This window comes from Primorskyibacter sp. S187A (assembly GCF_049800955.1).
GTDB lineage: Bacteria > Pseudomonadota > Alphaproteobacteria > Rhodobacterales > Rhodobacteraceae > JAKVBH01.
The window spans coordinates 530,298-553,865 of record NZ_JBNAGA010000002.1; the positions used below are offsets into that span (position 1 = coordinate 530,298).

Annotated in this window: 18 protein-coding genes; 10 read left to right on the top strand and 8 right to left on the bottom strand. The window is 59.1% G+C overall.

What is annotated here, in order from left to right; translation table 11 throughout:
* The first annotated feature begins 145 nt into the window (after positions 1–145).
* From ACP15S_RS13555 to infB, 5 genes are all read left to right on the top strand, one after another.
* On the top strand, positions 146–2,293 hold the full coding sequence (locus ACP15S_RS13555) for an Ig-like domain-containing protein (RefSeq protein ID WP_425040171.1): 2,148 nt from the start codon (positions 146–148) through the stop codon (positions 2,291–2,293).
* 141 nt (positions 2,294–2,434) lie between these two features.
* Positions 2,435–3,034, top strand: coding sequence for a ribosome maturation factor RimP (gene rimP / locus ACP15S_RS13560; RefSeq protein ID WP_425040906.1), 600 nt, complete (start codon positions 2,435–2,437; stop codon positions 3,032–3,034).
* A gap of 5 nt (positions 3,035–3,039) precedes the next feature.
* Positions 3,040–4,671, top strand: coding sequence for a transcription termination factor NusA (gene nusA, locus ACP15S_RS13565; protein WP_425040172.1), 1,632 nt, complete (start codon positions 3,040–3,042; stop codon positions 4,669–4,671).
* 12 nt (positions 4,672–4,683) lie between these two features.
* On the top strand, positions 4,684–5,322 hold the full coding sequence (locus ACP15S_RS13570; protein WP_425040173.1) for an RNA-binding protein: 639 nt from the start codon (positions 4,684–4,686) through the stop codon (positions 5,320–5,322).
* On the top strand, positions 5,319–7,793 hold the full coding sequence (gene infB / locus ACP15S_RS13575) for a translation initiation factor IF-2 (protein ID WP_425040174.1): 2,475 nt from the start codon (positions 5,319–5,321) through the stop codon (positions 7,791–7,793). Before ACP15S_RS13570 ends, infB begins: the two co-directional genes overlap by 4 nt.
* Positions 7,794–7,875: 82 nt before the next feature.
* Here the strand turns inward: infB and ACP15S_RS13580 are convergent, their stop codons facing one another.
* The 4 genes from ACP15S_RS13580 to ACP15S_RS13595 form a co-directional block, all read right to left on the bottom strand.
* Positions 7,876–7,998: a hypothetical protein gene (locus ACP15S_RS13580; protein WP_425040175.1), complete on the bottom strand. Its 123-nt coding sequence runs from the start codon at positions 7,996–7,998 to the stop codon at positions 7,876–7,878.
* Between the two features lie 163 nt (positions 7,999–8,161).
* A complete protein-coding gene (mutT, locus tag ACP15S_RS13585) occupies positions 8,162–8,560 on the bottom strand; it encodes an 8-oxo-dGTP diphosphatase MutT (protein WP_425040176.1) in 399 nt (132 codons plus the stop codon).
* A complete protein-coding gene (gene argJ, locus ACP15S_RS13590) occupies positions 8,557–9,783 on the bottom strand; it encodes a bifunctional glutamate N-acetyltransferase/amino-acid acetyltransferase ArgJ (RefSeq protein WP_425040177.1) in 1,227 nt (408 codons plus the stop codon). The genes mutT and argJ overlap by 4 nt, the downstream gene beginning before the upstream one ends.
* Positions 9,783–10,631: a peptidylprolyl isomerase gene (locus ACP15S_RS13595; RefSeq protein WP_425040178.1), complete on the bottom strand. Its 849-nt coding sequence runs from the start codon at positions 10,629–10,631 to the stop codon at positions 9,783–9,785. The genes argJ and ACP15S_RS13595 overlap by 1 nt, the downstream gene beginning before the upstream one ends.
* A 172-nt stretch (positions 10,632–10,803) precedes the next feature.
* On the opposite strand from ACP15S_RS13595, the gene secA reads away from it, so the two are divergent.
* From secA to ACP15S_RS13610, 3 genes are all read left to right on the top strand, one after another.
* On the top strand, positions 10,804–13,509 hold the full coding sequence (secA, locus tag ACP15S_RS13600) for a preprotein translocase subunit SecA (protein WP_425040179.1): 2,706 nt from the start codon (positions 10,804–10,806) through the stop codon (positions 13,507–13,509).
* Between the two features lie 130 nt (positions 13,510–13,639).
* Positions 13,640–14,611, top strand: a complete 972-nt coding sequence (locus ACP15S_RS13605; protein ID WP_425040180.1) for a hypothetical protein — start codon at positions 13,640–13,642, stop codon at positions 14,609–14,611.
* Between the two features lie 20 nt (positions 14,612–14,631).
* On the top strand, positions 14,632–16,188 hold the full coding sequence (locus ACP15S_RS13610) for a substrate-binding domain-containing protein (protein ID WP_425040181.1): 1,557 nt from the start codon (positions 14,632–14,634) through the stop codon (positions 16,186–16,188).
* On the opposite strand, the gene ACP15S_RS13615 is transcribed toward ACP15S_RS13610, so the two are convergent.
* From ACP15S_RS13615 to ACP15S_RS13630, 4 genes are read right to left on the bottom strand one after another with little or no spacing between them, the layout of a single operon-like run.
* The gene (locus tag ACP15S_RS13615; RefSeq protein ID WP_425040182.1) at positions 16,185–17,105 is read right to left on the bottom strand and encodes a metal ABC transporter permease; all 921 of its coding nucleotides are present in this window, start codon (positions 17,103–17,105) and stop codon (positions 16,185–16,187) included. The two genes, ACP15S_RS13610 and ACP15S_RS13615, sit on opposite strands and share 4 nt — an antisense overlap.
* Positions 17,105–18,304: a metal ABC transporter permease gene (locus ACP15S_RS13620; protein WP_425040183.1), complete on the bottom strand. Its 1,200-nt coding sequence runs from the start codon at positions 18,302–18,304 to the stop codon at positions 17,105–17,107. The genes ACP15S_RS13615 and ACP15S_RS13620 overlap by 1 nt, the downstream gene beginning before the upstream one ends.
* Before the next feature lie 4 nt (positions 18,305–18,308).
* Positions 18,309–19,091 (bottom strand): metal ABC transporter ATP-binding protein, encoded by a 783-nt coding sequence (locus ACP15S_RS13625; RefSeq protein WP_425040907.1) that lies wholly within the window; start codon positions 19,089–19,091, stop codon positions 18,309–18,311.
* Positions 19,081–20,040 carry a metal ABC transporter solute-binding protein, Zn/Mn family gene (locus ACP15S_RS13630; protein ID WP_425040184.1) on the bottom strand — a complete coding sequence of 320 codons (960 nt, stop codon included), beginning with the start codon at positions 20,038–20,040 and terminating at the stop codon, positions 19,081–19,083. Before ACP15S_RS13630 ends, ACP15S_RS13625 begins: the two co-directional genes overlap by 11 nt.
* Positions 20,041–20,201: 161 nt before the next feature.
* On the opposite strand from ACP15S_RS13630, the gene deoC reads away from it, so the two are divergent.
* Positions 20,202–21,200: a deoxyribose-phosphate aldolase gene (deoC, locus tag ACP15S_RS13635; protein WP_425040185.1), complete on the top strand. Its 999-nt coding sequence runs from the start codon at positions 20,202–20,204 to the stop codon at positions 21,198–21,200.
* A 10-nt stretch (positions 21,201–21,210) separates the two neighbouring features.
* Positions 21,211–23,550 carry an aldehyde dehydrogenase family protein gene (locus ACP15S_RS13640; protein WP_425040186.1) on the top strand — a complete coding sequence of 780 codons (2,340 nt, stop codon included), beginning with the start codon at positions 21,211–21,213 and terminating at the stop codon, positions 23,548–23,550.
* Positions 23,551–23,568: the final 18 nt, after the last annotated feature.

A 23,568-nucleotide genomic window follows, 5' to 3' on the forward strand; every position in this document is an offset into this window, starting at 1 on the left:
CTTCGTGAAATCGGCGATTTCCAGCTCATATAAGTTTGAATTACAATGGAAACAATTTGTTTACCTTTCGATCCGTATCGAAAGGTGTCTTATCGCCGGACGTTTTTTGCGTTTGGTCGAACTTGGTAAGAGGTCGTCAGAGAACATGCCCCAGTCGCTCACACAGTATTTCTTTGGCAATAGCCTCGTGAATTTTGCCGGTGGAACAGCCAATGCAAACGTACCGCATTGGCTCAACCAGTTCATCGAAGCTGATGGTGGCAGTTACGCCGTTAACGGCGGGTATGCGTTCCTGCGCCAAGCAGCCGACAATGATGTGCCGCGCAATGAATGGGGCTTTTCCGGCGTCGATGGTGTCTGGGATCAGGATCTCGAGGGTTTTGACGAGGTCAGCTTTGATTCCGTCGTCATTACGCCTGCGAATTTCATTCAGGACCGTGAGCCGACGCAGAACTACCCTGGCGATGATCGTTCGCCGTTGGATGCCATTCTCGATGTGATCGAACAGGTGCAGACCGAGCAGGGTGCCGCCAAAATCTACATGTATCAGGGCTGGTCGGACATTGGTTTCATTGCCCCGGATTTCCCGCCGACCGAACAGGAACTGGAGACGTATTACGCCTATGCTTCAGGCCCCTACAGCGATTGGTACGACACTTTTCTGGCTGAGATCGATGCCGCTGCGCCTGATGCAGATGTGACCTTGATCCCGATCAATGATGTGTTGATCGAATTGATCTCGGATGGCCCTCTGTCAGATCTTGAGGCGACGGATCTCTTTGTCGATTCCGCGCCACACGGAACAGAGACGACCTATTTTCTGGCGTCGATGATCACCTACTCCGCCCTGTTTGGTGAGCCCGTACAGGCGTTTGGTGATGTCCCCGATACGATCCATCCGGCGGTGGCCGACAACCTGCCCAGCCTTGCCGCCCTGATCGACACCCGCGTTGCTGAGCTCATGGGTGAGGGCGGTACAGATGACGATGAGGGCGGGGGAGACGACGGGGGCGATGATGAGCCTCCGATCGAGCCGGAAAACAGCGCGCCGAATGCACGGGACGACACGGCGGGAACGATCCAAAACGAACCGGCGCTCATCGATGTTCTGGCCAATGATACAGACCCCGACGGCGATCCACTGACACTGACAAATGTCATCTACAGCAGCAATGCTTATGCCCGGATCATCGACAATCAGATCGAGTATTATCCAAATGGTGATTTCTTCGGTGAAGACACGCTGACCTATGAAGTGTCGGACGACGAGGGCGCGATCAGCACGGCCAGTGTTCTGATAAGCGTTGAGCCGATTGACGAGGCTCCGGAACCTGAAAACACAGCACCCAACGCTTTGGATGATGTCGGTGATACAGATGCGGGAACCAGTGTGTTGCTGGATGTTTTGGCGAATGACAGTGATCCGGATGGCGATCCATTGACCCTCCAAAGTGTTGACCAGCCACTGAACGGATCCGTGCAAATCGTTGACAATCAAATTGAGTATACGCCGGCCCAAGGCTTCGTCGGGACAGACACGTTTGATTATATAGTCTCCGACGGTCAGGGGGGCGAAAGCGCCGCCTCGGTCAGCGTCGTTGTCTCCGGCGATGTACAGGACGACAACGGCGGCTTTTCGGCGCTGTTCTATGAGCTGGACTTCGATGTGGAGAGTTTGGATCAGGTCGATTTCGGTGCCCCTGTCGACGCGCAGGAGGATGTGGCGTCTGTCCGGCATTTTGAGCAGACCGGCCCGGGCTGGGAGGGTGGCCACACGGATCATTTTGCGGCGCGCTACATCGCCTTGCTCGATGTTGAAGAGGCGGGGCTCTACACGTTTGAACTGATCGCAGATGATGAAGCTGCGCTGCGGCTGAACGGTGAAGAGCTTGTTGGCGCGGGGCCGAAGTCTGATGAAGTGCCGGAATACGGGCAGGTGGAATTGCAACCCGGGCCCTATCTCATCGAGCTCGACTATCTCGAGATTGATGGTGCGCAAACACTTTCGTTGCGCTGGAGCGGGCCCGATACGGACGATACCTTTGTGCCTGTGACCCCCGATGTCCCGGGGGCGGACCTCAGCGATTTGCTGGCTCTGGCAGAATCGGATTTGGACATAACCGAGCCGCTCATATTGTCCGAAGAGCCGGAAGCTCCGGCGGGCGATGCGTTCGAGATGGAGATGTTTCGCTTCTTGCAGGACGACACATCCTACCGCAGCAAACTGGAAGACGATGCCAAGTGGTTCGAGGACGAGGATGCGCCGGCCGAGGAGGAAATCGGCCTGATCTAACGCATGCCTTGCAATTGTGCGGGCACGGGCGTATATCCTTGCCAACAGCGTGATGCTGGGGTCCAAACCCGGCATCCACCGAAAACGTCATACGGGCCGCTGGCCCGTTTTTTTGTGCCCTTGTCACCTGAGTAAACGAGACTGCCGTTGCACGATCTGATTGCCAAAAGCGCCATGGACCGCCGTCTGGCCGAAATCATCAGCCCTGCCATTGAAGGCCTGGGGTTTGAGCTGGTGCGCGTCCGCTTGATGGGGGGCAATACGCCGACATTGCAGATCATGGCGGAGCGGCCCGAAGGCGGTATCGAGGTGGATGAATGCGCGCAGATATCGAATGAGGTTTCCGCGGTTCTTGATGTCGAAGACCCTATACTGGACGCCTATACGCTCGAAGTGTCGAGCCCGGGAATTGACCGGCCGCTCACGCGACTGAAGGATTTTGATCAGTTCGAAGGCTATGACGCGAAGCTTGAAACGGCTGAGTTGATCGATGGTCGTAAACGGTGGCGCGGTGTGCTGGCCGGTGTTGAGGGCGACGAGGTGCTGATCAACATCGACGGTGCGGGCGATGAAACACTGACGGTTGGTCTGCATTATGACTGGCTGGTCGATGCGAAGCTTGTCCTGACGGATGAGCTGATCCGCGAAATGCTGCGTCAGAGAAAAGCTCAGGATCCCAACCTGAAACTGGATGAGACGAAGTTTGATACAATCGAGACCGAAGGGTCCGCAGAGGAGTAACGCCGATGGCAATCACATCTGCCAACCAGCTTGAACTGCTGCAAACCGCCGAAGCGGTGGCGCGCGAGAAGATGATCGATCCGAGCCTTGTCATTGAGGCCATGGAAGAGAGCCTCGCCCGTGCGGCCAAGTCGCGCTATGGCTCGGAGATGGACATCCGTGTGTCGATTGATCGCAAGACCGGTCGTGCGACGTTCACGCGTGTGCGCACTGTTGTCGAAGAGGAAGAGCTTGAGAATTATCAGGCCGAGATGACGGTTGAGACAGCCAAGCAATACCTCGAAAATCCCGTCGTTGGCGATCAGTTCGTCGAAGAAGTGCCGCCCGTCGATATGGGCCGGATTGCGGCGCAATCTGCCAAGCAGGTGATTCTCCAGAAAGTGCGCGAAGCTGAGCGTGATCGTCAGTTCGCAGAGTTTCAGGACCGTGCGGGCACGATTATCAACGGTCAGGTCAAGCGTGAAGAGTATGGCAATGTCATCGTTGATGTGGGGCGCGGCGAAGCAATTCTACGCCGCAACGAGAAGATCGGCCGCGAGAGCTATCGCCCCAATGATCGGATCCGCTGCTACATCAAGGATGTGCGTCGCGAGACACGCGGGCCTCAGATCTTCCTGAGCCGCACCGCGCCGGAATTCATGGCCGAGCTTTTCAAGATGGAAGTGCCCGAGATTTATGATGGCATTATCGAGATCAAGGCCGTCGCGCGTGATCCCGGGTCGCGCGCAAAGATTGCCGTGATTTCCTATGATGGCTCCATTGACCCTGTCGGCGCCTGCGTCGGGATGCGCGGCAGCCGGGTTCAGGCTGTGGTCAACGAATTGCAGGGCGAAAAGATCGACATCATCCCCTGGAATGAGGACGTGCCGACCTTCCTAGTGAACGCGCTGCAACCAGCCGAAGTCACCAAGGTTGTTCTCGACGAAGAGGCAGAGCGTATCGAAGTCGTCGTTCCCGAGGAGCAGCTCTCGCTGGCGATTGGGCGTCGTGGTCAAAACGTCCGCCTCGCCTCGATGCTGACCGGCCTCGATATCGACATCATGACCGAAGAGGAAGAGAGCGCACGTCGTCAGAAAGAGTATGAAGAGCGCACCAAGCTCTTTGTCGAAGCGCTCGATCTGGACGAATTCTTCGCTCAGCTGCTGGTCTCCGAAGGCTTCACGAGCCTTGAAGAAGTTGCCTACGTTGAGCTGGATGAGCTTCTGGTCATCGACGGTGTGGATGAGGGCACAGCCGAAGAACTTCAGACCCGCGCGCGCGAAAACCTCGAGGCGCAGGCCCGCAAAGCCCTTGAAAGTGCTCGTGAATTGGGCGCTGTCGATAGCCTTATTGAATTCGAAGGTCTGACACCCCAGATGGTTGAGGCCCTTGCGAAGGACGGTGTTCTGACGCTTGAGGACTTCGCGACATGTGCGGATTGGGAGCTGGCTGGCGGCTGGACAACAGTCGATGGCGAGCGGGTGAAAGACGACGGTCTTCTTGAGCCCTTCGACGTCTCCCTTGAGGAGGCGCAAGATCTCGTCATGACCGCGCGGATCATCCTTGGCTGGGTCGATCCCGCTGAATTGGAGGCCGACGCCGAAGAGGAAGAACTGGGCGAAGATGGCGAAACGCTGGCTGAGGAGGAGGCCCGCTAGGGGCCTGATCTGATGTCCCGCGGAGGAGGCAAACGCCACGCCGAGACAAACGGCCCGGAGCGCAAATGCATCGCCACAGGCGAGGTGCGCCCGGTTGCCGAGCTTGTGCGATTTGTCGTGTCTCCAGACGGGCAGATCGTTCCGGATATCCTCGGCAAATTGCCGGGGCGCGGGATCTGGGTTCAGGCGTATCGCGAGGCCATTGACCTTGCGGCGCGCAAGAACCTCTTCTCCCGTGCGGCAAAGCAGCCGGTCCAGGTGCCGGAAGGTTTGGCGGCTGAGGTCGAGGCGCAGATTGCCCGCCGGGTTGTCGATCTGATATCGCTGGCGCGCAAATCGGGGCGTGCTGTTGGCGGGTATGAAAAGGTAAAGTCCTGGTTGCAGCTGGAGGAGGCGGAAGTCCTCGTTCAGGCGTCTGACGGATCAGGGCGGGGGAAGTCAAAATTGTCGACCCCGCATTATGGATCGTACATCGGCTGGCTGACGGCAGATGAGCTGGGCATGGCCTTTGGGCGACAAAGTACGATACATGGCGCGCTGGCGTCTGGTGGACTCACGACACGTGTAGTAGAGGAAGCCCAACGTCTTAAAATGCTGCGCATGGAAAAGACGGCGGCAAGGGCCGCTGGAAAGGATAAAAGAGCTTCATGAGCGATACTGACGGCAAAAAACCACTTGGTCTGCGGGGCGGCCCGCGTTCTGGCAATGTGAAACAGAGTTTCTCCCATGGCCGGACCAAGAACGTCGTGGTGGAAACCAAACGCAAACGCGTTGTTGTGCCAAAACCAGGCGCCGGAAATGCGGCCAAGCCAGGCTCGACACCGGGCGCCGGTGCGCCTTCGGGGTCTGGCAAGCGGCCTGCGGGCATCTCCGATGCGGAGATGGACCGTCGTCTGAAGGCTGTTCAGGCGGCCAAGGCGCGTGAGGCGGAAGAAGCCGCACGTCGGGAAGCCGAGGACAAGGCCCGCGCTGAGGAGCGCGAGCGCCGCCGGGCTGAGGCCGAGGCGAAAGAACGCGAACAGAAAGAAGCTGAGGAACGTGCGCGCGCGCGTGCCGAGGAAGAAGAGCGCAAGAAGCGCGAAGCCGAAGTGCAGCGCCAAGCGGCCGCAGCACCCGTGCCGCCCAAGGAAGATCAGCCTGTCCGCGGCAAGGCAGCGCCTGCGCGCAAGCCCGAACGCGACAACCGCGACGATCGCAATTCCCGTGGCAAGGGCCGTGACGATGGGCGCCGCTCCGGCAAGCTGACCCTGAACCAGGCGCTTGGGGGCGAAGGCGGGCGTCAGAAGTCCATGGCCGCCATGAAGCGGAAACAGGAACGCGCGCGGCAGAAGGCCATGGGTGGCCCTGTTGAGCGCGAAAAGGTTGTGCGTGATGTCCAGCTGCCGGAGGCGATTGTCGTGTCCGAGCTGGCAAACCGGATGGCGGAGCGCGTTGCAGACGTTGTGAAATCGCTCATGAACATGGGCATGATGGTGACGCAAAACCAATCCATTGACGCCGATACAGCTGAGCTGATCATCGAGGAATTCGGTCACAAAGTGACACGGGTGTCCGATGCGGACGTGGAAGACGTCATCAAGGAAGTGGAAGAGGATGAGGCCGATCTCAAGTCGCGCCCTCCTGTCATCACGATCATGGGTCACGTCGATCACGGCAAGACCTCGCTTTTGGACGCGATTCGCGAAACCAAGGTGACCGCAGGCGAAGCGGGCGGGATCACGCAGCATATCGGGGCCTATCAGGTCGAGACGAAAGACGGCGCTGTGCTGTCGTTCCTCGATACGCCTGGCCACGCCGCGTTTACCTCCATGCGTTCTCGTGGTGCGCAGGTCACGGATGTTGTTGTTCTGGTTGTGGCGGCAGATGATGCCGTAATGCCGCAGACGATTGAGGCCATCAATCACGCCAAGGCGGCTGAAGTGCCGATGATCGTTGCGATCAACAAGTGCGACAAGCCGGATGCCAATCCGGACAAGGTCCGGACGGATCTTCTGCAACATGAAGTGATCGTCGAAAAGCTCTCCGGTGACGTGCAGGACGTTGAAGTCTCTGCCATCACGGGCAAAGGCCTTGACGAGTTGCTCGAAGCCATCGCGCTTCAGGCGGAAATCCTTGAGCTCAAGGCTAACCCGGATCGGGCCGCCATGGGTGCTGTGATCGAAGCGCAGTTGGACGTGGGTCGTGGACCTGTTGCGACCGTTCTGGTGCAGACCGGGACGCTCAAACAAGGCGATATCTTCGTCGTGGGTGAGCAATGGGGTAAGGTCCGTGCGCTGGTCAACGATCAGGGCGATCGCGTCAAGGCGGCAGGTCCGTCGGTGCCTGTCGAGGTGCTCGGTCTCAATGGTACGCCTGAGGCCGGTGACGTTCTCAACGTGGTCGACACTGAGGCGCAGGCGCGTGAGATCGCGGAATACCGTGAGCAAGCCGCCAAGGATAAACGTGCCGCTGCTGGCGCCGCGACAACCTTGGATCAGCTTCTGGCGAAAGCCAAGGCCGATGAGAACGTGGCGGAATTGCCCATTCTCGTGAAAGCAGACGTGCAAGGCTCCGCGGAAGCCATCGTTCAGGCGATGGAAAAGATCGGCAACGATGAAGTCCGCGTGCGCGTGCTGCATTACGGTGTTGGTGCGATCACAGAGACGGATGTCGGTCTGGCTGAGGCGTCTGGTGCGCCTGTGATTGGTTTCAACGTCCGGGCGAATGCCTCTGCGCGGAATTCAGCGAACCAGAAGGGCGTGGAGATCCGCTATTACAGCGTGATTTATGACCTCGTGGATGATGTGAAAGCAGCGGCGTCGGGCCTTCTGTCGGACGAAATCCGGGAGACCTTTATCGGCTATGCCGAGATCAAGGAGGTCTTCAAGGTGTCCAACGTGGGTAAGGTCGCGGGCTGTCTGGTCACGGAAGGTGTTGCACGGAGATCCGCAGGCGTTCGCTTGCTACGTGACAATGTCGTGATCCATGAAGGTACGCTCAAGACACTCAAGCGTTTCAAGGACGAGGTGCCCGAAGTGCAGTCTGGTCAGGAATGCGGCATGGCCTTTGAAAACTATGATGATATTCGCCCTGCCGATGTCATCGAGATCTTCGAGCGCGAGTCTGTGGAGCGCTCGCTCTAGGAATTCCTGGACAGCCAAAAACAAAGGGCAGCATCATCAGATGCTGCCCTTTTAATTTGAGCGGTAACATTCCGTGAGTGGACTAAACAGGAAAACCAGCGAAGATGCGGGTCCCATCGCGGACCAGAATACGACCGTCCGGCAAAGCACGAAAGAAGATGCCCTGCACCGTGATATATTTGCTCAGCTTGATCGAGCGTACCATGTCATCTCCTCCCCAGTGGCTATGACGGTTAACACTTAGTGCGACTTGCTTAATAAAAACATAAAAATTTCACCAAGTTGGTGGTTTTCTGCTCAAATGTTGTGCGGCGGATTGCCCCAAACTCTCCTTTGAGTTGAAATTCTCCATCGATTTCAAGCGCGTATCAGAGCCAATCGCGAAGTATCGGGATGAGCGGAATATCGGCTGGCGGCATCGGATAATCCCGAAGTTTCTGCGGTGGGCACCATTCCAGCTTCTGACCTTCCTTCGAACTTGGGATTCCCTCCCATTTCCGGCAGGCATACAGCGGCATCAGAAGATGAAACGAATCGTAGCTGTGGCTCGCGAAAGTCAGCGGCGCGAGGCAGCTTTCCCATGTATCGATGCCAAGCTCTTCCTGCAGCTCCCGAATAAGCGCCACTTCTGGCGTCTCACCGGGCTCCACTTTGCCTCCGGGAAATTCCCAAAGGCCAGCCATGGATTTTCCTTCAGGCCTTTGGGCCAGAAGCACCCTCCCGTCACGGTCTATTAGTGCCGCTGCGGCAACCAGAACTGTCTTCATGATCGGTAATCCGCATTGATTGAAATGTAGCCATGGGTCAGATCGCAGGTCCAGACGGTCGCGGTTGCGGTTCCGAGGCCTAGATCGACGGTTATCCGAATGGTGTCGTTGCGCATATGGGCGGCGCCGTCTTCTTCCCGATAATCCGGCGAAACCCACCCTTTATCCGCAACAAGCACGTCGCCAAAGCGGATGGACAGACGGTCACGGTCAGCTGGAGCGCCAGATTTGCCAATCGCCATGACGATACGGCCCCAGTTTGGATCCTCGCCGGCAATCGCTGTTTTGACCAAAGGCGAATTCGCAATCGCCAGCGCATGACAGCGGGCATTGGCAAAGGTATCTGCTGCGCGCACGGTGATCTCGACGAACTTGGTCGCGCCTTCGCCGTCCCGCACGACGAGATGCGCGAGCTCACGCATGACACCATGCAGCGCATCCGAGAACGCCTGCACACCCGCCACATCCACACCGCTTGCGCCGGTGGCGGCGCACAGGAGCGTGTCCGAGGTAGAGGTATCGCTATCCACCGTGATTGCGTTGAAGGTTGTTTCGGTGTGCTGTGATAGCAGCTCTTGCAACTCGGTCTGATCAATCAAGGCATCCGTAAAGATGTAGACCAGCATCGTCGCCATATCGGGCGCAATCATGCCAGAGCCTTTGGCGATCCCCGCGATTTTGACTGTTTGCCCGTTGTGCTCGATCTGAGCCGCAGCCCCTTTTGCAAAAGTATCCGTGGTCATGATCGCGCCCGCAGCCGCGGCAATCCCATCAGGGCTGAGCGCGGAATGCAGCTCGCCGATCTTTCCCGTGATCTTCTCGAACGGGAGGGGCTCCCCGATGACCCCTGTCGAGGATGTGAAAACGCGATCCGCAGTGACGCCCGTCTCCTTGGAGACGGCATCACAGATTTCCGAAACACTGCTTTGGCCATAATGACCCGTGAAGGCGTTTGCGTTGCCGGAATTGACGAGGATCGCAGCGGGGCCGCGCGCGTCGCTTCCAAGTTTCGCCTGGCAATCCAGAACCGGCGCAGCACGGGTGGCTGAGCGCGTGAATACACCGGCGATTTGTGTGCCTGCATCGCATAGCGCGAGCATCACATCGTCACGATCCGTGTATTTGACCCCAGCAGCGCAGGTCGCAAACCGGACGCCGCCGATCTCGGGGAGATCGGGGAAAGCGTCCGGTGCCAGCGGCGAGACATTCTCGATCTTCGCCATTACTCCTCCAGAAGATCGAGGTTTTTCATCAGCGAGATGTCGAACGTCTCCGCGGGCGCACGGGTCACTTCAGCGGAGCTCACCAACTCGTTCAGGCGCCCCTCAACAGCATCGCTCTGGATCTGTTGCTCGATCTGCGCGCGCACCTCGTCCAGGGGCGGAGCGTCCTTGATGCGCGTCTCGTTGAGACGGATGACGTGCCAGCCAAACTGCGTTTGAACGGGGTCCGAAATTGCGCCTGCTTCAAGCTCTTTCACAGCCGCTTCAAACGGCGCAACCATCATGCCTTCGCCGAACCATCCCAGATCACCCCCATTGGGGCCTGACGGGCCTGTCGAGTTATCTTGCGCGAGCTTTGCAAAGTTGGCGCCTCCGCGTGCTTCTTCAACAAGAGCTGCGGCTTCTTCCTCTGTCGCAACGAGGATATGAGCCGCGTTGTATTCACGTCCGCCCCCCTTTGCGAACTCGGCCTCATAGACGGCCTGAATTGCGGCATCACTCGCGGCATTGCTGGCGATGGCTTCGACAACCTGCGAGGCGCGGAGCGCGCGCTCTTCGTTTTCGAGGGCCAGTTGCAGCCGCTTGCTGCGCGCTTCACCCTCAGTCTGGGCAAGCACTGTCTGCTGGACCAATTGGTCAATGATACCGGTCCACAATGTTTCATCGGGAAGCGAGAGGTACTGCTCCGGCAGGCCCGCGCGTACCATGATCACATGACCGAGCGTGATATCGGTACCATTCACTGTCGCGACCACTGTGTCGGCATTAGGCTCGTCGGCATGGGCGGCAAGCGGCGCAAGTGCAACAGCGGCACCGAAAGCGGCGTATTTCAGGCATTTCAACATCATGTGTTCCCTCAATTGGCCCCTGCGCCAGCAGGCGGCGTTGACACTGCAATGGGTGCCCCTTACATCGCGAATGTTCATCCGGACACCGTCTTGACTTCTTCTCCTATGGGTTGCGCGCGGGACGGGCAAGCCGGGCACACGCAGATTTGCGTAAAAGATAATTGGAGACGGTATGCTGGGTCTTGGAACTCTGACGAAAAAGGTGTTCGGAACGGCCAATGATCGCAAGATCAAGGCGACGCGGCCGCTGGTCGAAAAGATCAATGCGTTGGAGCCCGAGTTCGAGAAACTCAGCGATGACGGTCTCAAGGAAAAAACCGAAGAGCTCGCCAAGCGCGCCATGGGTGGGGAGCCGCTGGATGCGCTTCTGCCTGAGGCGTTTGCGAATTGCCGGGAAGCGGCCAAGCGCGCGTTGGGCCTTCGCGCCTTTGATGTGCAGCTCATGGGCGGCATCTTCCTGCATCAGGGCAACATCTCCGAGATGAAGACCGGTGAGGGCAAAACCCTTGTGGCTACCTTCCCGGCCTATCTCAATGCGCTGACGGGCGAGGGCGTGCACATCGTGACCGTCAATGACTACCTCGCCAAGCGTGACTCCGAATGGATGAGCAAGGTCTATGGTGCCTTGGGGCTGACCACTGGCGTGGTGTATCCCAATCAGGACCCCAACGAGAAAAAAGCCGCCTACGCCTGCGATATCACCTATTCGACAAACAATGAGCTGGGCTTCGATTATCTGCGGGACAACATGAAGTCCGAGCTCTCCGAGATGTTCCAGCGCGGCCATAATTTCGCGGTTGTTGACGAGGTGGACTCGATCCTCATCGATGAGGCGCGGACCCCGCTCATTATTTCTGGCCCCGCACAGGACCGATCCGATCTCTATATCGCCGTTGACAAGCTGATACCGGAAATTCCCGAAGACGGCTACGACATCGACGAAAAGACCCGCAACGTCAGCTTCACCGATGAAGGCAACGAATTCTTGGAAGAGCAGCTTCATGCGCGTGGTCTTCTCGAAGAGGGCCAATCTCTCTACGATCCGGAGAGCACCACGGTCGTGCACCATGTCAATCAGGGTTTGCGGGCGCACAAGCTCTTTCAAAAGGATAAGGACTACATCGTGCGCAATGGCGATGTTGTCCTGATCGACGAATTCACTGGCCGTATGATGGCCGGTCGTCGGTTGTCAGAGGGTTTGCATCAGGCGATTGAGGCCAAGGAAGGCGTCGATATCAAACCTGAGAATGTGACGCTCGCGTCCGTGACGTTCCAGAACTACTTCCGCCTCTACAACAAGCTGTCGGGCATGACCGGGACGGCGGCAACGGAAGCCGAGGAGTTCGCGCAAATTTATGGCTTGGGTGTCGTCGAAGTGCCCACGAACCGCGGCATCGCGCGGATTGATGAGGACGATAAGGTCTATCGGACCGCTGGCGAGAAGTACAAAGCCATCGTTGACGAGATCAAGGCCGCGCATGCCAAGGGCCAACCCGTTCTCGTCGGGACGACTTCGATCGAGAAGTCGGAGATGTTGAGCCAGCTGCTGACCGAAGCGGATCTCACACACAACGTCCTGAACGCGCGCCAGCATGAGCAAGAGGCCCAGATCGTCGGCGATGCCGGCAAGTTGGGCGCGATCACCATTGCCACCAACATGGCCGGACGAGGCACCGACATCAAACTAGGCGGTAACGTCGAATTCAAGATCATGGATGCCATTGCCGCAGACCCCGAAGGCGATCCTGATGCGATCCGTCAAAAGATTGAGGCGGATCACACAGTGGACGAGCAGGCCGTCAAAGACGCAGGCGGTCTCTTCGTTCTTGCGACGGAACGCCATGAAAGCCGCCGCATCGACAATCAGTTGCGCGGGCGATCCGGGCGTCAGGGGGATCCGGGCCGGTCGTCCTTCTTCCTGTCTCTTGACGATGACCTGATGCGCATCTTTGGCTCCGAGCGCCTGGACAAGGTTCTCTCGACGCTTGGCATGAAAGAGGGCGAAGCCATTATTCACCCGTGGGTGAACAAATCGCTTGAGCGCGCGCAGGCCAAGGTCGAAGGCCGCAACTTCGATATCCGCAAACAGCTTTTGAAATTCGATGATGTGATGAATGACCAGCGTAAGGTCATTTTCTCGCAGCGCCGTGAAATCATGGAAGCGGAAGACGTTTCCGAGATTACCAAGGATATGCGTCATCAGGTTATCGATGATCTGGTGGACCAGCATCTGCCCCCGAAATCTTATGCCGACCAGTGGAATTCTGAAGGCCTCTATGCGGACGTGATCCAGTATCTCGGCGTCGACATGCCCGTCATGGCATGGGCCGATGAAGAAGGCGTCGATCAGGAAGTGATGCGTGAGCGGATTGAGGATGAGAGCGACAAGGCCATGGCGCAAAAAGCGACCCAATTCGGCCCTGACGCCATGCGCCAGATCGAAAAGCAGCTCTTGTTGCAGACCATCGATGGCAAATGGCGCGAGCATCTTTTGACGCTTGAGCATTTGCGGTCTGTGGTGGGCTTCCGTGGGTATGCCCAACGTGATCCGCTCAACGAATACAAAAACGAGTCCTTCCAACTCTTCGAGACCATGCTGGACGGCTTGCGGGAAGATGTGACACAAAAGCTCGCTCAGATCCGACCGATGACGGAAGAAGAGCAAGCTGCCATGGTCGCGCAGATGCAGGCCCAGCAAGAGGCGCTCAAGCCGGACAGTGCTGACACCGGGTCAGCGCCTGACGCGGCTGCGGCAGCAGAACCGCCAGCAGCAGGGTTTGATGAAAAAGATCCTTCGACCTGGGGCAATCCTGGCCGCAATGATACCTGCCCTTGTGGATCAGGGAAAAAGTTCAAGCACTGCCACGGCAGCTATTGATCGGGAGCTGGGGCGCAACAGGCGCCCCTTTCTCGTCACAATAGAACCTCCGCACCGCCAAAACACCGCCGCCTTCCGCGTGCAAACGATTTGGTGAGAAATTGCGTCTACCGTGACGCTAGGAGGCGAGATGAAACTCGAGATCAAAAACAAGAAGCTGGTCATTGGTGTTGCGACAGCTGGCGCTGTTCTCGCCATCGGCGTGTTCATGCAATCGCTGGGTGACAGTCCGGTTGCCATGCAAAGCTCTTCGGACGCGTCGCAGGTGCTTGATCTTGATGCCATCACCTTGACGTCCGCCGTGGCCCCGTTGCCTCAGGTGGCGTTGAGTGTTTTGCCATCAACACCGGAAGAGGACCGTGTTGTCCCCGTTGCCGCGAGTGTCGAGGAGCCCGTAGCCGAGCCTGTCGCCGAGGCAGACCCTTGTGACATCACCATGACCTCTGCGGATGCGCCGGGTGCAATGGTGGATCTGGTGCTCAACGCGCCATGCCTCAGGAATGAGCGCTTTGTCATGCATCACAACGGGATGATGTTTTCCGCTCTGACTGATCAGGAAGGCGTGGCGAATGTTGTGGTTCCTGCTTTGTCCGCAAACGCGGTCTTTATTGCCTCCTTTGCCTCTGGCGAAGGTTCGGTTGTCCAGCACAAGGTTCCGGATTTGTCAGAGTTTGGTCGTGTCGTCGTCCAGTGGCGTGGCGATGCGGGGCTGGGTCTGCATGCACGCGAGCAAGGCGCAGACTACTTTAGCGACGGTCACATTCACGCGGCGGCAAACGGGCGCATGGTTGATCTGGTCACTGGACAACGGGGGTATCTTGCGCGTTTTGGACATGAGACCGGCCCGGATCCATTGCAGGCAGAGGTCTACACATTCCCGCTGGGCGCTTCCCTGAGCGGCGGTGACATCGCGCTGAGCGTCGAGACGGAAATCACCGCAGATAATTGTGACATGGATGTCGAAGCGCAAACTTTGGAGATCGGAACGGATGGCCGTTTGCGCGTGCAGGACGTGACCCTCTATATGCCGGGCTGTGATGCTGTTGGTGACTTTCTGGTATTGAAAAATCTTGTTGCAGACATGACACTTGCCTCAAACTAACGGCAGGATCACGTTCCATCATGACTTTCGGACGTGCGGCGATTTCCGCCGCACTTGTCTTTCTGGCCTTCTCTTTCACGTCTGCGCTGGCGCAGGACGTCGCCTTTACGTCGCGTGATGGCTCGATTGAGGTTGAGGGAACGCTGCTGGGGTTCGATGGCGAGTTTTATCGCGTCAGCACAGTCTATGGCGAGCTGACATTGGACGCCTCAGGGGTGTTATGCGACGGGCCGGGCTGTCCCAATCTGGATGATTTTGTCGCTCGGCTGCGCATATCAGGAGCGGCGTCTATGGGCGATGTGCTGATGCCTGCGCTGATCCAGGCCTTCGCTGCGCGCAACGGACTGCGCGCGACGAAAGTGCCCCAAGATGAAACGCGCTACACCTACGAGATCGCGGACGAGACGCGCGTCGTGGGTTTGTTCGAGTTTCACAGCACCAACACCGAAGAGGGCTTTGCCGATCTTCTCGCCGACGAATCCGATATGGTCATGGCCACCCGGGAGGTCAGGAGCGAGGAAAGCCGCCGGGCAAAAACAGCCGGGTTTGGCGATTTGCAGGACGTGAATCGGAGCCGCGTTGTCGCGCTTGACGGGCTGGTGGCTGTTGTCGCACCCGGACATCCCGTCCGGGCGCTTTCCACCGATCAGCTTTCACGGATCTTTGCAGGCGAGATTGACAATTGGTCTGAGCTTGGTGGCCCGGATGCGCCAATCGAATTGCATCTGCCCGCCGGTGCCACAGGCTTTGCTCAGGCAATAGAAGACAAGCTCATGCGTCCAGCCAGACGCGCACTTTCCGAGGATATTCTGAGGCATGATAGCCCCTCAAGCGTCGCAGCCGCGGTCTCGCGGGATTTCTTGGGAATTGGTGTGTCGACATATTCTGCGATCGGGAATGCGATGCCGATTATGCTTCGGGGCAGCTGTGGTTTCGAACTGCGCGCATCCCGCCGCAGCATCAAAACCGAGGATTACCCTCTGACGGCCCCCCTTTTTCTGTATTTGCCCATGCGCCGGTTGCCGCAGCTTGCCCGGGAGTTTCTGGTCTATACGCGCACAGCGCCGGCGCAAATCGTGATCCGCCGCGCTGGATTCGTCGATCAGGCCCCAGAGGAAATCCCGCTGGATCAGCAAGGCAACCGGTTTGCCAACGCCATTGCCGTTGCCGGAGAAGAACTGCCCCTGACGGAGCTTCAGCAAATGGTTGCCGATTTGCGCCCGCGGGCCCGGCTCAGTACGTCGTTCCGGTTTGAAGCGGGCTCTGCGCGTCTCGACGCGCAATCGCGCTCAAATGTGCAGCAATTTGCGCGCGCTTTGGAGACGGGGCAGTATGATGCGCGTGACATCCTTTTTGTCGGGTTCTCGGACGGGCAAGGGCCTGCGCAGATCAACCAGACCATTGCCGCGCGCCGCGCAGAAGCGGTCAAATCAGCTGTTGTCGCCGCGGCAGAAGCCGCTGACTTTGATCGGCTGACGCTTTCAAGCGAAGCCTATGGCGAAGCGCTTCCCATGGCGTGCGATGACACGCCTTGGGGGCGCGGTGTGAACCGGCGCGTGGAAGTCTGGGTCCGCTAGGCGGATTGGCCAACCGGTTTGCGATGCGCGCCTGCCATGGCAGTAATGGCGAGGATCACGCCAGAGATTGTCGCGATCATGCCAGCGGCGCTGATCGTCGCTGAGAAGCCGAACCAACTCGGCCCATAGCCCGCCAGAACATATCCTATGATGGCCGAAAGAGCGGCAAACATGAGGCTCATGATGACTTGCCCGCGCAAGGTTTGCGTGGTCAATCGCGCCGCTGCTGGTGGGCAAATGAACATGGCGATCACGATGATCGACCCCACAGCGTCAAACGCAGCAACGGCTGCCAGCGCGGAGATGACCACCAGCCCGAAATCGTAGGCCCAAACGGGAATGGACAGGCTACGCGCGAACCCGGCGTCAAAGGTTGACGCGACAAGTGGGCGCCAAAACACCCATAGCAAAATGCTGAGGGCTGCGAGCGTGAGAGCAAGGCGCGGAAGTTCGGGGGGAAGCGCCGCCAGAGCTTGGGGGTCCAGCAAGGAGGTCCAGCCTGTCGCATCCAGCCAGATCAGACTTTCAAGATTGCCATAGAGCGCGTGTTCAACGTCGAGGTGAACGCCGCTCGTGTCACTGAGTTCCAGGAGCAGAACACCGGCCGCAAACATGGCTGTAAAAACAACGCCCATGGCGGCGCCCGCTTCGATCCGGCCCACACGCCGGATCACTTCGATCAGGATTACGGAGACAATTGCAGCGCCTGCAGCACCTGTGAGCATGGCCATGGACGTGATCGTGCCAGTGACGAGAAAGGCGGCGACAATGCCTGGAAGAACCACATGGCTGATCGCATCACCTATCAATGCCTGACGACGCAGAATTAGGAAATTTCCCGGAAGGGCGCAGGCCATCGCGGCGAGCACGCCAATCACGAGCGGCGGCAGGGACAGGGCGACAAACTCAAATCCCATCAGGTCACACCTCGCAGGCCACTGCGCGTATCAAGTGCGTCAATTTCATCGGGTGTCAGATGGGTCTCGATAAAGTCGATGGCATGTTGGGTGACCAAGATGCCAGCCTGTGCTTGTTCGTTGCGCCAGATGCGCCAGCGCGCTTCGTCTTGCGCTGTGGCGCGCGCCGCGCGTTCGCCCGCGTCTGTCACGACACCATCGCGCCGCATGTAGCCTTTCCGCCGCAGCAAATGCCGTGTTCTGGCTTCCAGAACGTCCTGACCCTGCGCGATGGCAATCAAACCCTGACGCAAGTGCACTCGCGTCTGGAAATCGCGATGTCGCCGCAGGCCCGCGAGGACGCCGCGTTCAGGGGCGAGCAGGAAGGAGATGGCAAAGGCTGCGAAGGCCACGATCACGATAACAGGGCCTGTCGGGACATTGGGGTATGCGGCACTCAGTGCAGATCCGAGAAACCCGCTCAGACCTCCGATGGCCCCTGCAACGGCGATGATCACGTCAGTCCGTTCCGACCAGAAGCGCGCGGCAGCGGGAGGGATGATCAGCAAGGCCACGATGAGGATTAGCCCCACAACTTTCAAACCGATCACCGTGACGGCCAGGACCAGTGCCAGAAGGGCGGTATCAATGCGTCCGACTGGCAAGCCGCGCGCTTCCGCAAATCCGGGGTCAAAGGAGACCATCAGGAAGGCACGACGCAACAGCAAGGTGACGGCAAGTGCCAGCCCGCCCGCGATGAAAATCGTCCAGGCTTCGTTTCGCAGCATGCTGGCTGTTGCGCCCAGCAGAAAATCTTCGAGCCCCGCTTGTCGCCCCGAGGACATGGACTGGATGACGGTCAGGAGCACGATGCCGAACCCGAAGAAGACGGACAATACCGCGCCGATTGCGGCGTCTTCTGTCAGTCGCGTGTTGCGCGTGAGGGATGTGAGCCACCAGAGGCCAAGGCCAGCGGTGATAGCAGATCCTGCCAAAAGCCCCGGGAGCCAGCGGCCATCAAAACCGAGGGCAACCATCACGATGAAGGCAAGGCCCACGCCCGGCAAAGTCGCATGACTGATGGCATCGCTGACGAGAGCACGTTTGCGCAGATAAAGAAAACTCCCGCAGATGGCTGCGGCAATTCCAAGCGTTGATGCGCCAAAGGCGACCAGCGTTGCATTGTACCCAAGTTGAAGCGTCAGCGCTTCCAGAAGCATCGTCTCAGCTTTCGATCATCGTGGGCAGCCTGCCGCCATAGGTTTCCTGCACCAGCTTCGGCGTGAAGGTCTGGGCCACGGGGCCGCTTGCGATTTTTCGTGTGTTGATCAGCACCACATCGTCAAAGTAGCTCTGCACGGTGGCCAGATCATGGTGCACGGCCACGATACTGCGCCCTTCGGCGCGCAGGTCTCGCAAGACGGAAATTATCGCCTTTTCGGTTGCGGCATCGACGCCTGCGAAGGGTTCATCCAGCAGGTAGAGTGCTGCGTCCTGTGCAAGGGCGCGCGCCAGAAACACGCGTTGTTGTTGGCCGCCGGAGAGCTGGCCGATCTGACGGTCGGCAAATTGCTCCATACCCACGCGTGACAAGCAATGCATGGCGCGTTGGCGGTGGCCGTCGCGGATGCGGCGGAGCAGACCCAGCTCGCGATAGAGGCCCATCAGGACAACGTCGATCACGCGCGCGGGGAAATCCCAGTCGATGCTTGCGCGCTGGGGCACGTAAGCGATGCGGTTCAAGGATGATTTGACGGGTGCGCCAAAGCAGAGCGTTTGGCCGGACAAAGGCGTCAGAATGCCAAGCGCCGCTTTCAGCAGGGTGGACTTCCCCGCGCCATTGGGCCCGACGATGGCTGTCATGCGCGCCGGCTGGATATCAAGATCCACCGAGAAGACGGCAGGTTTTTCGCCATAGGTGACGGTCAGACCGCGGATCGACAGCGGCAGAAGCGCGGAGGCCGTCGCGTCTTGCGACGCTGCTTTTTGTGCGCGTTCAACCTGCATGCGCGAGCGTTCCATTCATGCCGCCGATCGGCACGTCAGCTGCGCCCAACGCGCGCGCGATGGTCGTTACATTGTGGTCAATCATGCCGATATAGGTGCCCTCGTAGCTGCCTTGCGTGCCCATGGCATCCGAGAAGAGCTCACCACCGATTTTGACGTCGTGGCGCTGCGCGGCGGCGCCTTCGATGAGCGCGCGGATGTTGCGATCCGAGACTGAAGACTCAACAAAAACAGCACCAATTTCGCGCTCGACAAGCGTGTTCACCAAAGTTCGGATCCGGTCCAGGCCGGCTTCGCTCTCTGTCGAGATGCCTTGTACGCCCATGACCTCATATCCGTATCCCCGGCCCAGATAGCCAAACGCATCATGGGCTGTGACCAAGACGCGGGACGCTTCGGGAACAATGTGCAGGGTGCTTTGAGCATACTCCTCAAGGCGCGCCAATTCGGCGCGATAGGCGTCGGCGTTGGTTGCAAATGTGTCGGTATGCTCAGGCGCGGCCTCGCTCAGCGTGGCTTGGATCGCTTCCGCCACATGAACCCAAAGCCGGGGAACCATCCAGACATGTGGATCGAAGCGGCCGTCATAGTCCTCATGTGAAATGAGTTCATCTTGCGGAACGGCCTCACCCACGGCGACAACGGAGCGCTTTCGCCCGAGGTCCAGCAGGAAGTCCTCAAGCTGTGCCTCGAGATACAGGCCATGCCAGAGGACAAGATCTGCGCGCGACATGGCAACAATGTCCGAACGCGTTTGGCGGTAGCTGTGCGGGTCGACGCCGGGCCCCATGAGCGCAGTTACGTTGACCAGATCGCCGCCAATTTGACGGGCCGTGTCCGCGATCATGCCGGTCGTGGCAACAACTTCGAGTTGGCCGCTGGCAAATGAAACGTGAGGGACCGCAATGGTGGCGGCGGATGTGCCCAAAAAGGATCGACGTGACAGCATTGCAAAATCTCCATCATCAACTCCCAAATGAATATGAGAACCATTCTCAAGAAGTCAATGAAATTGAGAATTATTTGCAAGAACCAGGGCGCTGTCGCGGCAGGGATTGTTCCCGCCGCAGCGCCATGGCACGGTGTTGCGTCTAGGATGACGAGGTTTCCATGGTGACGCAAAGCAGACAGGACACACTCTCCACAGCCCATCTTCCGCAGGTGACAGAGCCCCGGAACCCGGGCATGCCGCTTGATCTGGACTGGGTGGCCTCAGCGCGGGCCAACCGCTCTGCGATTGAGCGCCGCTGCGCCACATTGCCGGGCCGCAGGAGCATCAAGAAAGAGCATCAGGCGGCATGGCTGGCCCGCGCCATTTCCTGCATCGATCTGACGACGCTCTCAGGCGATGATACAGCGCCCCGAGTGCGCAGGCTTTGTGCGAAAGCGCGCCAGCCCGTGCGCGCCGACGTGCTGGAGGCCATCGGTTTGCCAGACCTGACAACAGGGGCTGTCTGCGTCTACCACGATATGATTGGCACGGCCGTGGAGGCACTCCAAGGGAGCGGCATTCCTGTTGCTGCGGTCAGTACGGGTTTTCCGGCTGGCCTGTCGCCCTTTGATTTGCGTGTGCAGGAGATCCGCGAAAGTGTGGCCGCCGGTGCAACCGAAATCGACATCGTGATCTCGCGTCGCCATGTCCTCGGAGGTCAATGGCAGGCGCTTTACGATGAAATGCGTGCCTTTCGAGAGGCCTGCGGCGAGGCGCATGTCAAAGCCATCCTCGCGACGGGCGAGCTGGGCACGTTGCAAAACGTCGCCCGGGCGTCTCTCGTGTGCATGATGGCGGGTGCGGACTTCATCAAGACATCGACAGGCAAGGAGAGCGTCAACGCCACGCTGCCGGTCAGCCTCGTGATGATCCGCGCCATACGGGCCTACCATGCGCGCACAGGATTTCGCGTAGGCTACAAACCAGCGGGTGGGATTTCCAAAGCCAAGGACGCCTTGGTCTATCTCTCCTTGATGAAGGAAGAGCTTGGCGATCGCTGGCTGCGCCCGGATCTTTTCCGCTTCGGGGCGTCATCGCTTCTGGGCGATATCGAGCGGCAGCTCGAGCACCATGTCACAGGCGCCTACTCCGCCAAACATCGCCACGCGCTGGGTTGAGGATACGAAGATGAGCATCAAGGATATTTTCGAGACAATGGAGTACGGCAAAGCGCCGGAAGCGGCGGGTGATGCGCTGGCGTGGATTGTAGATCAGGGGAGCCGTTTTGGCCCGTTCATCGATGGTGCGTTTCAAACCGCCGGGACGACGTTTCACAGCCGCAACCCGGGCACGGGGGAGATCCTCGCCGAGATCACGCAATCGACGAGCGCGGATGTCGACGCCGCCGTCGCCGCCGCCCGCAAGGCGCAACCGCGTTGGGAGAAGCTTGGCGGACATGGTCGCGCCCGCCATCTCTACGCCATCGCGCGGTTGATGCAGAAGCACGCGCGCCTTTTTGCCGTTCTCGAAACCATGGACAACGGCAAGCCCATCCGCGAAAGCCGCGACATCGATATCCCGCTCGCGCAGCGGCATTTCTACTATCACGCGGGCCTTGCCCAGCTGATGGAGGATGAATTGCCCGGGCGCGTGGCGCATGGGGTATGTGGCCAGGTGATCCCCTGGAATTTCCCGATTCTCATGCTGGCCTGGAAAGTTGCGCCTGCGCTTGCCGCGGGCAACACAGTCGTTTTGAAACCCGCTGAATACACCTCGCTGACGGCTTTGCTCTTTGCCGATATCTGCCGCCAGGCTGGATTGCCCAAGGGCGTTGTCAATATCGTCACAGGCGACGGAGGGGTTGGGGAAGCTGTCGTGACGCACGCGGACATCGACAAGGTCGCGTTCACCGGCTCAACATCCGTGGGGCGCCGCATTCGAGAAGCCACCGCTGGCAGCGGCAAAGCGCTCACTTTGGAGTTGGGAGGCAAGTCGCCCTACATCGTTTTTGAAGACGCGGATCTCGATTCCGCCGTCGAGGGGCTGGTCGATGCTATCTGGTTCAATCAAGGGCAGGTGTGCTGCGCAGGATCGCGATTGATCCTGCAGGAGAGCATCGCGGAGCCGTTCCTCGACTTGCTGCGCGCTCGGATGGATAAGCTGCGCCTGGGTGATCCGCTCGACAAGAGCATCGATATTGGCGCCATCGTGGATCAAACGCAGCTGGACACGATCACCCGCCTGGTCAAAGACAACAGCGCTGGCGAGACCTATCAGGCCAAGGTGGAGCTACCTGCGCAAGGTCTGTTCTATCCGCCGACGCTCATAACCGGGCTGCATCCGGCGGATCATCTGATGCAGGAAGAGATCTTCGGCCCCGTGCTCGTCTCGACGACCTTCCGAACGCCCGCCGAGGCCGTCGAGGTCGCCAATCAGACGCGCTACGGCCTCGCCGCGACCGTTTGGAGCGAGAATATCAACGTGGCGCTCGATATCGCGCCAAAACTGGTGGCCGGTGTTGTCTGGGTCAATGGGACCAATCTGTTTGATGCAGCTGCAGGCTTTGGCGGTGTGCGCGAAAGCGGGTTTGGCCGCGAAGGCGGTTGGGAGGGCTTGCAAGCCTACACGCGGGAGGCAGGCAAGACAAAAGCGCTGACGCCGGTGACCCCCTTCGCCTATGCTGACGGCAGCGAAATGTCGCTCGACCGGACATCCAAGCTCTATATCGGCGGCAAGCAGGCCCGGCCTGATGGTGGCTATTCCCGCCCCGTCGCAACCCGGTCCGGCAAAACGATCGGGCATGTCAGCCTCGCCAATCGCAAGGATGTTCGCAACGCCGTAGAAGCGGCGCGTAATGCGGCGGGGTGGTCTGGCACGACAGGGCATCTGCGTGCGCAGATCCTGTACTACATGGCGGAAAATCTTGAAGCGCGTGGGGCGGAGTTCGCCGCGCGGATCGACGCGCTGACGGGCAAGAAGCAGGGCAAAGCAGAGGTGGAGGCCAGTATCCGCGCTCTGTTTTCTGCGGCTGCCTGGGCAGATAAGTTTGACGGGGCTGTGAAAGACGTCCCGATGCGGGGTCTGGCTTGTGCTGTGCGGGAGCCCATTGGGGTAATCGGTGCGCTGTGTGATGACCGTCATCCGCTGCTGGGTTTGATCGGTGTCATCGCGCCCGCGATTGCCATGGGCAACCGCATGATCGCCGTCGCGTCAGAGCCATTTCCTTTGGCCGCAACGGATTTTTATCAGATATTGGACACGTCCGATGTTCCCGCTGGCGTCGTCAATATCCTGACGGGTGCACATGGTGAGCTTGCGCCGACCATGGCGCAGCATCTTGATGTCGATGCCATGTGGACGTTCTCGTCGACGGACCTGTCCTCCGAGATCGAGCGCGCGTCTGCAGGCAATCTGAAGCGCACATGGGTCAACAATGGTCAGGCGCAGGATTGGTTTGCCGGGAACATGCGCCCGTTTCTGGAGGCCGCGACGGAGATCAAAACGATCTGGGTGCCCTACGGTGCTTGATCCGCGTTACATCTTTCC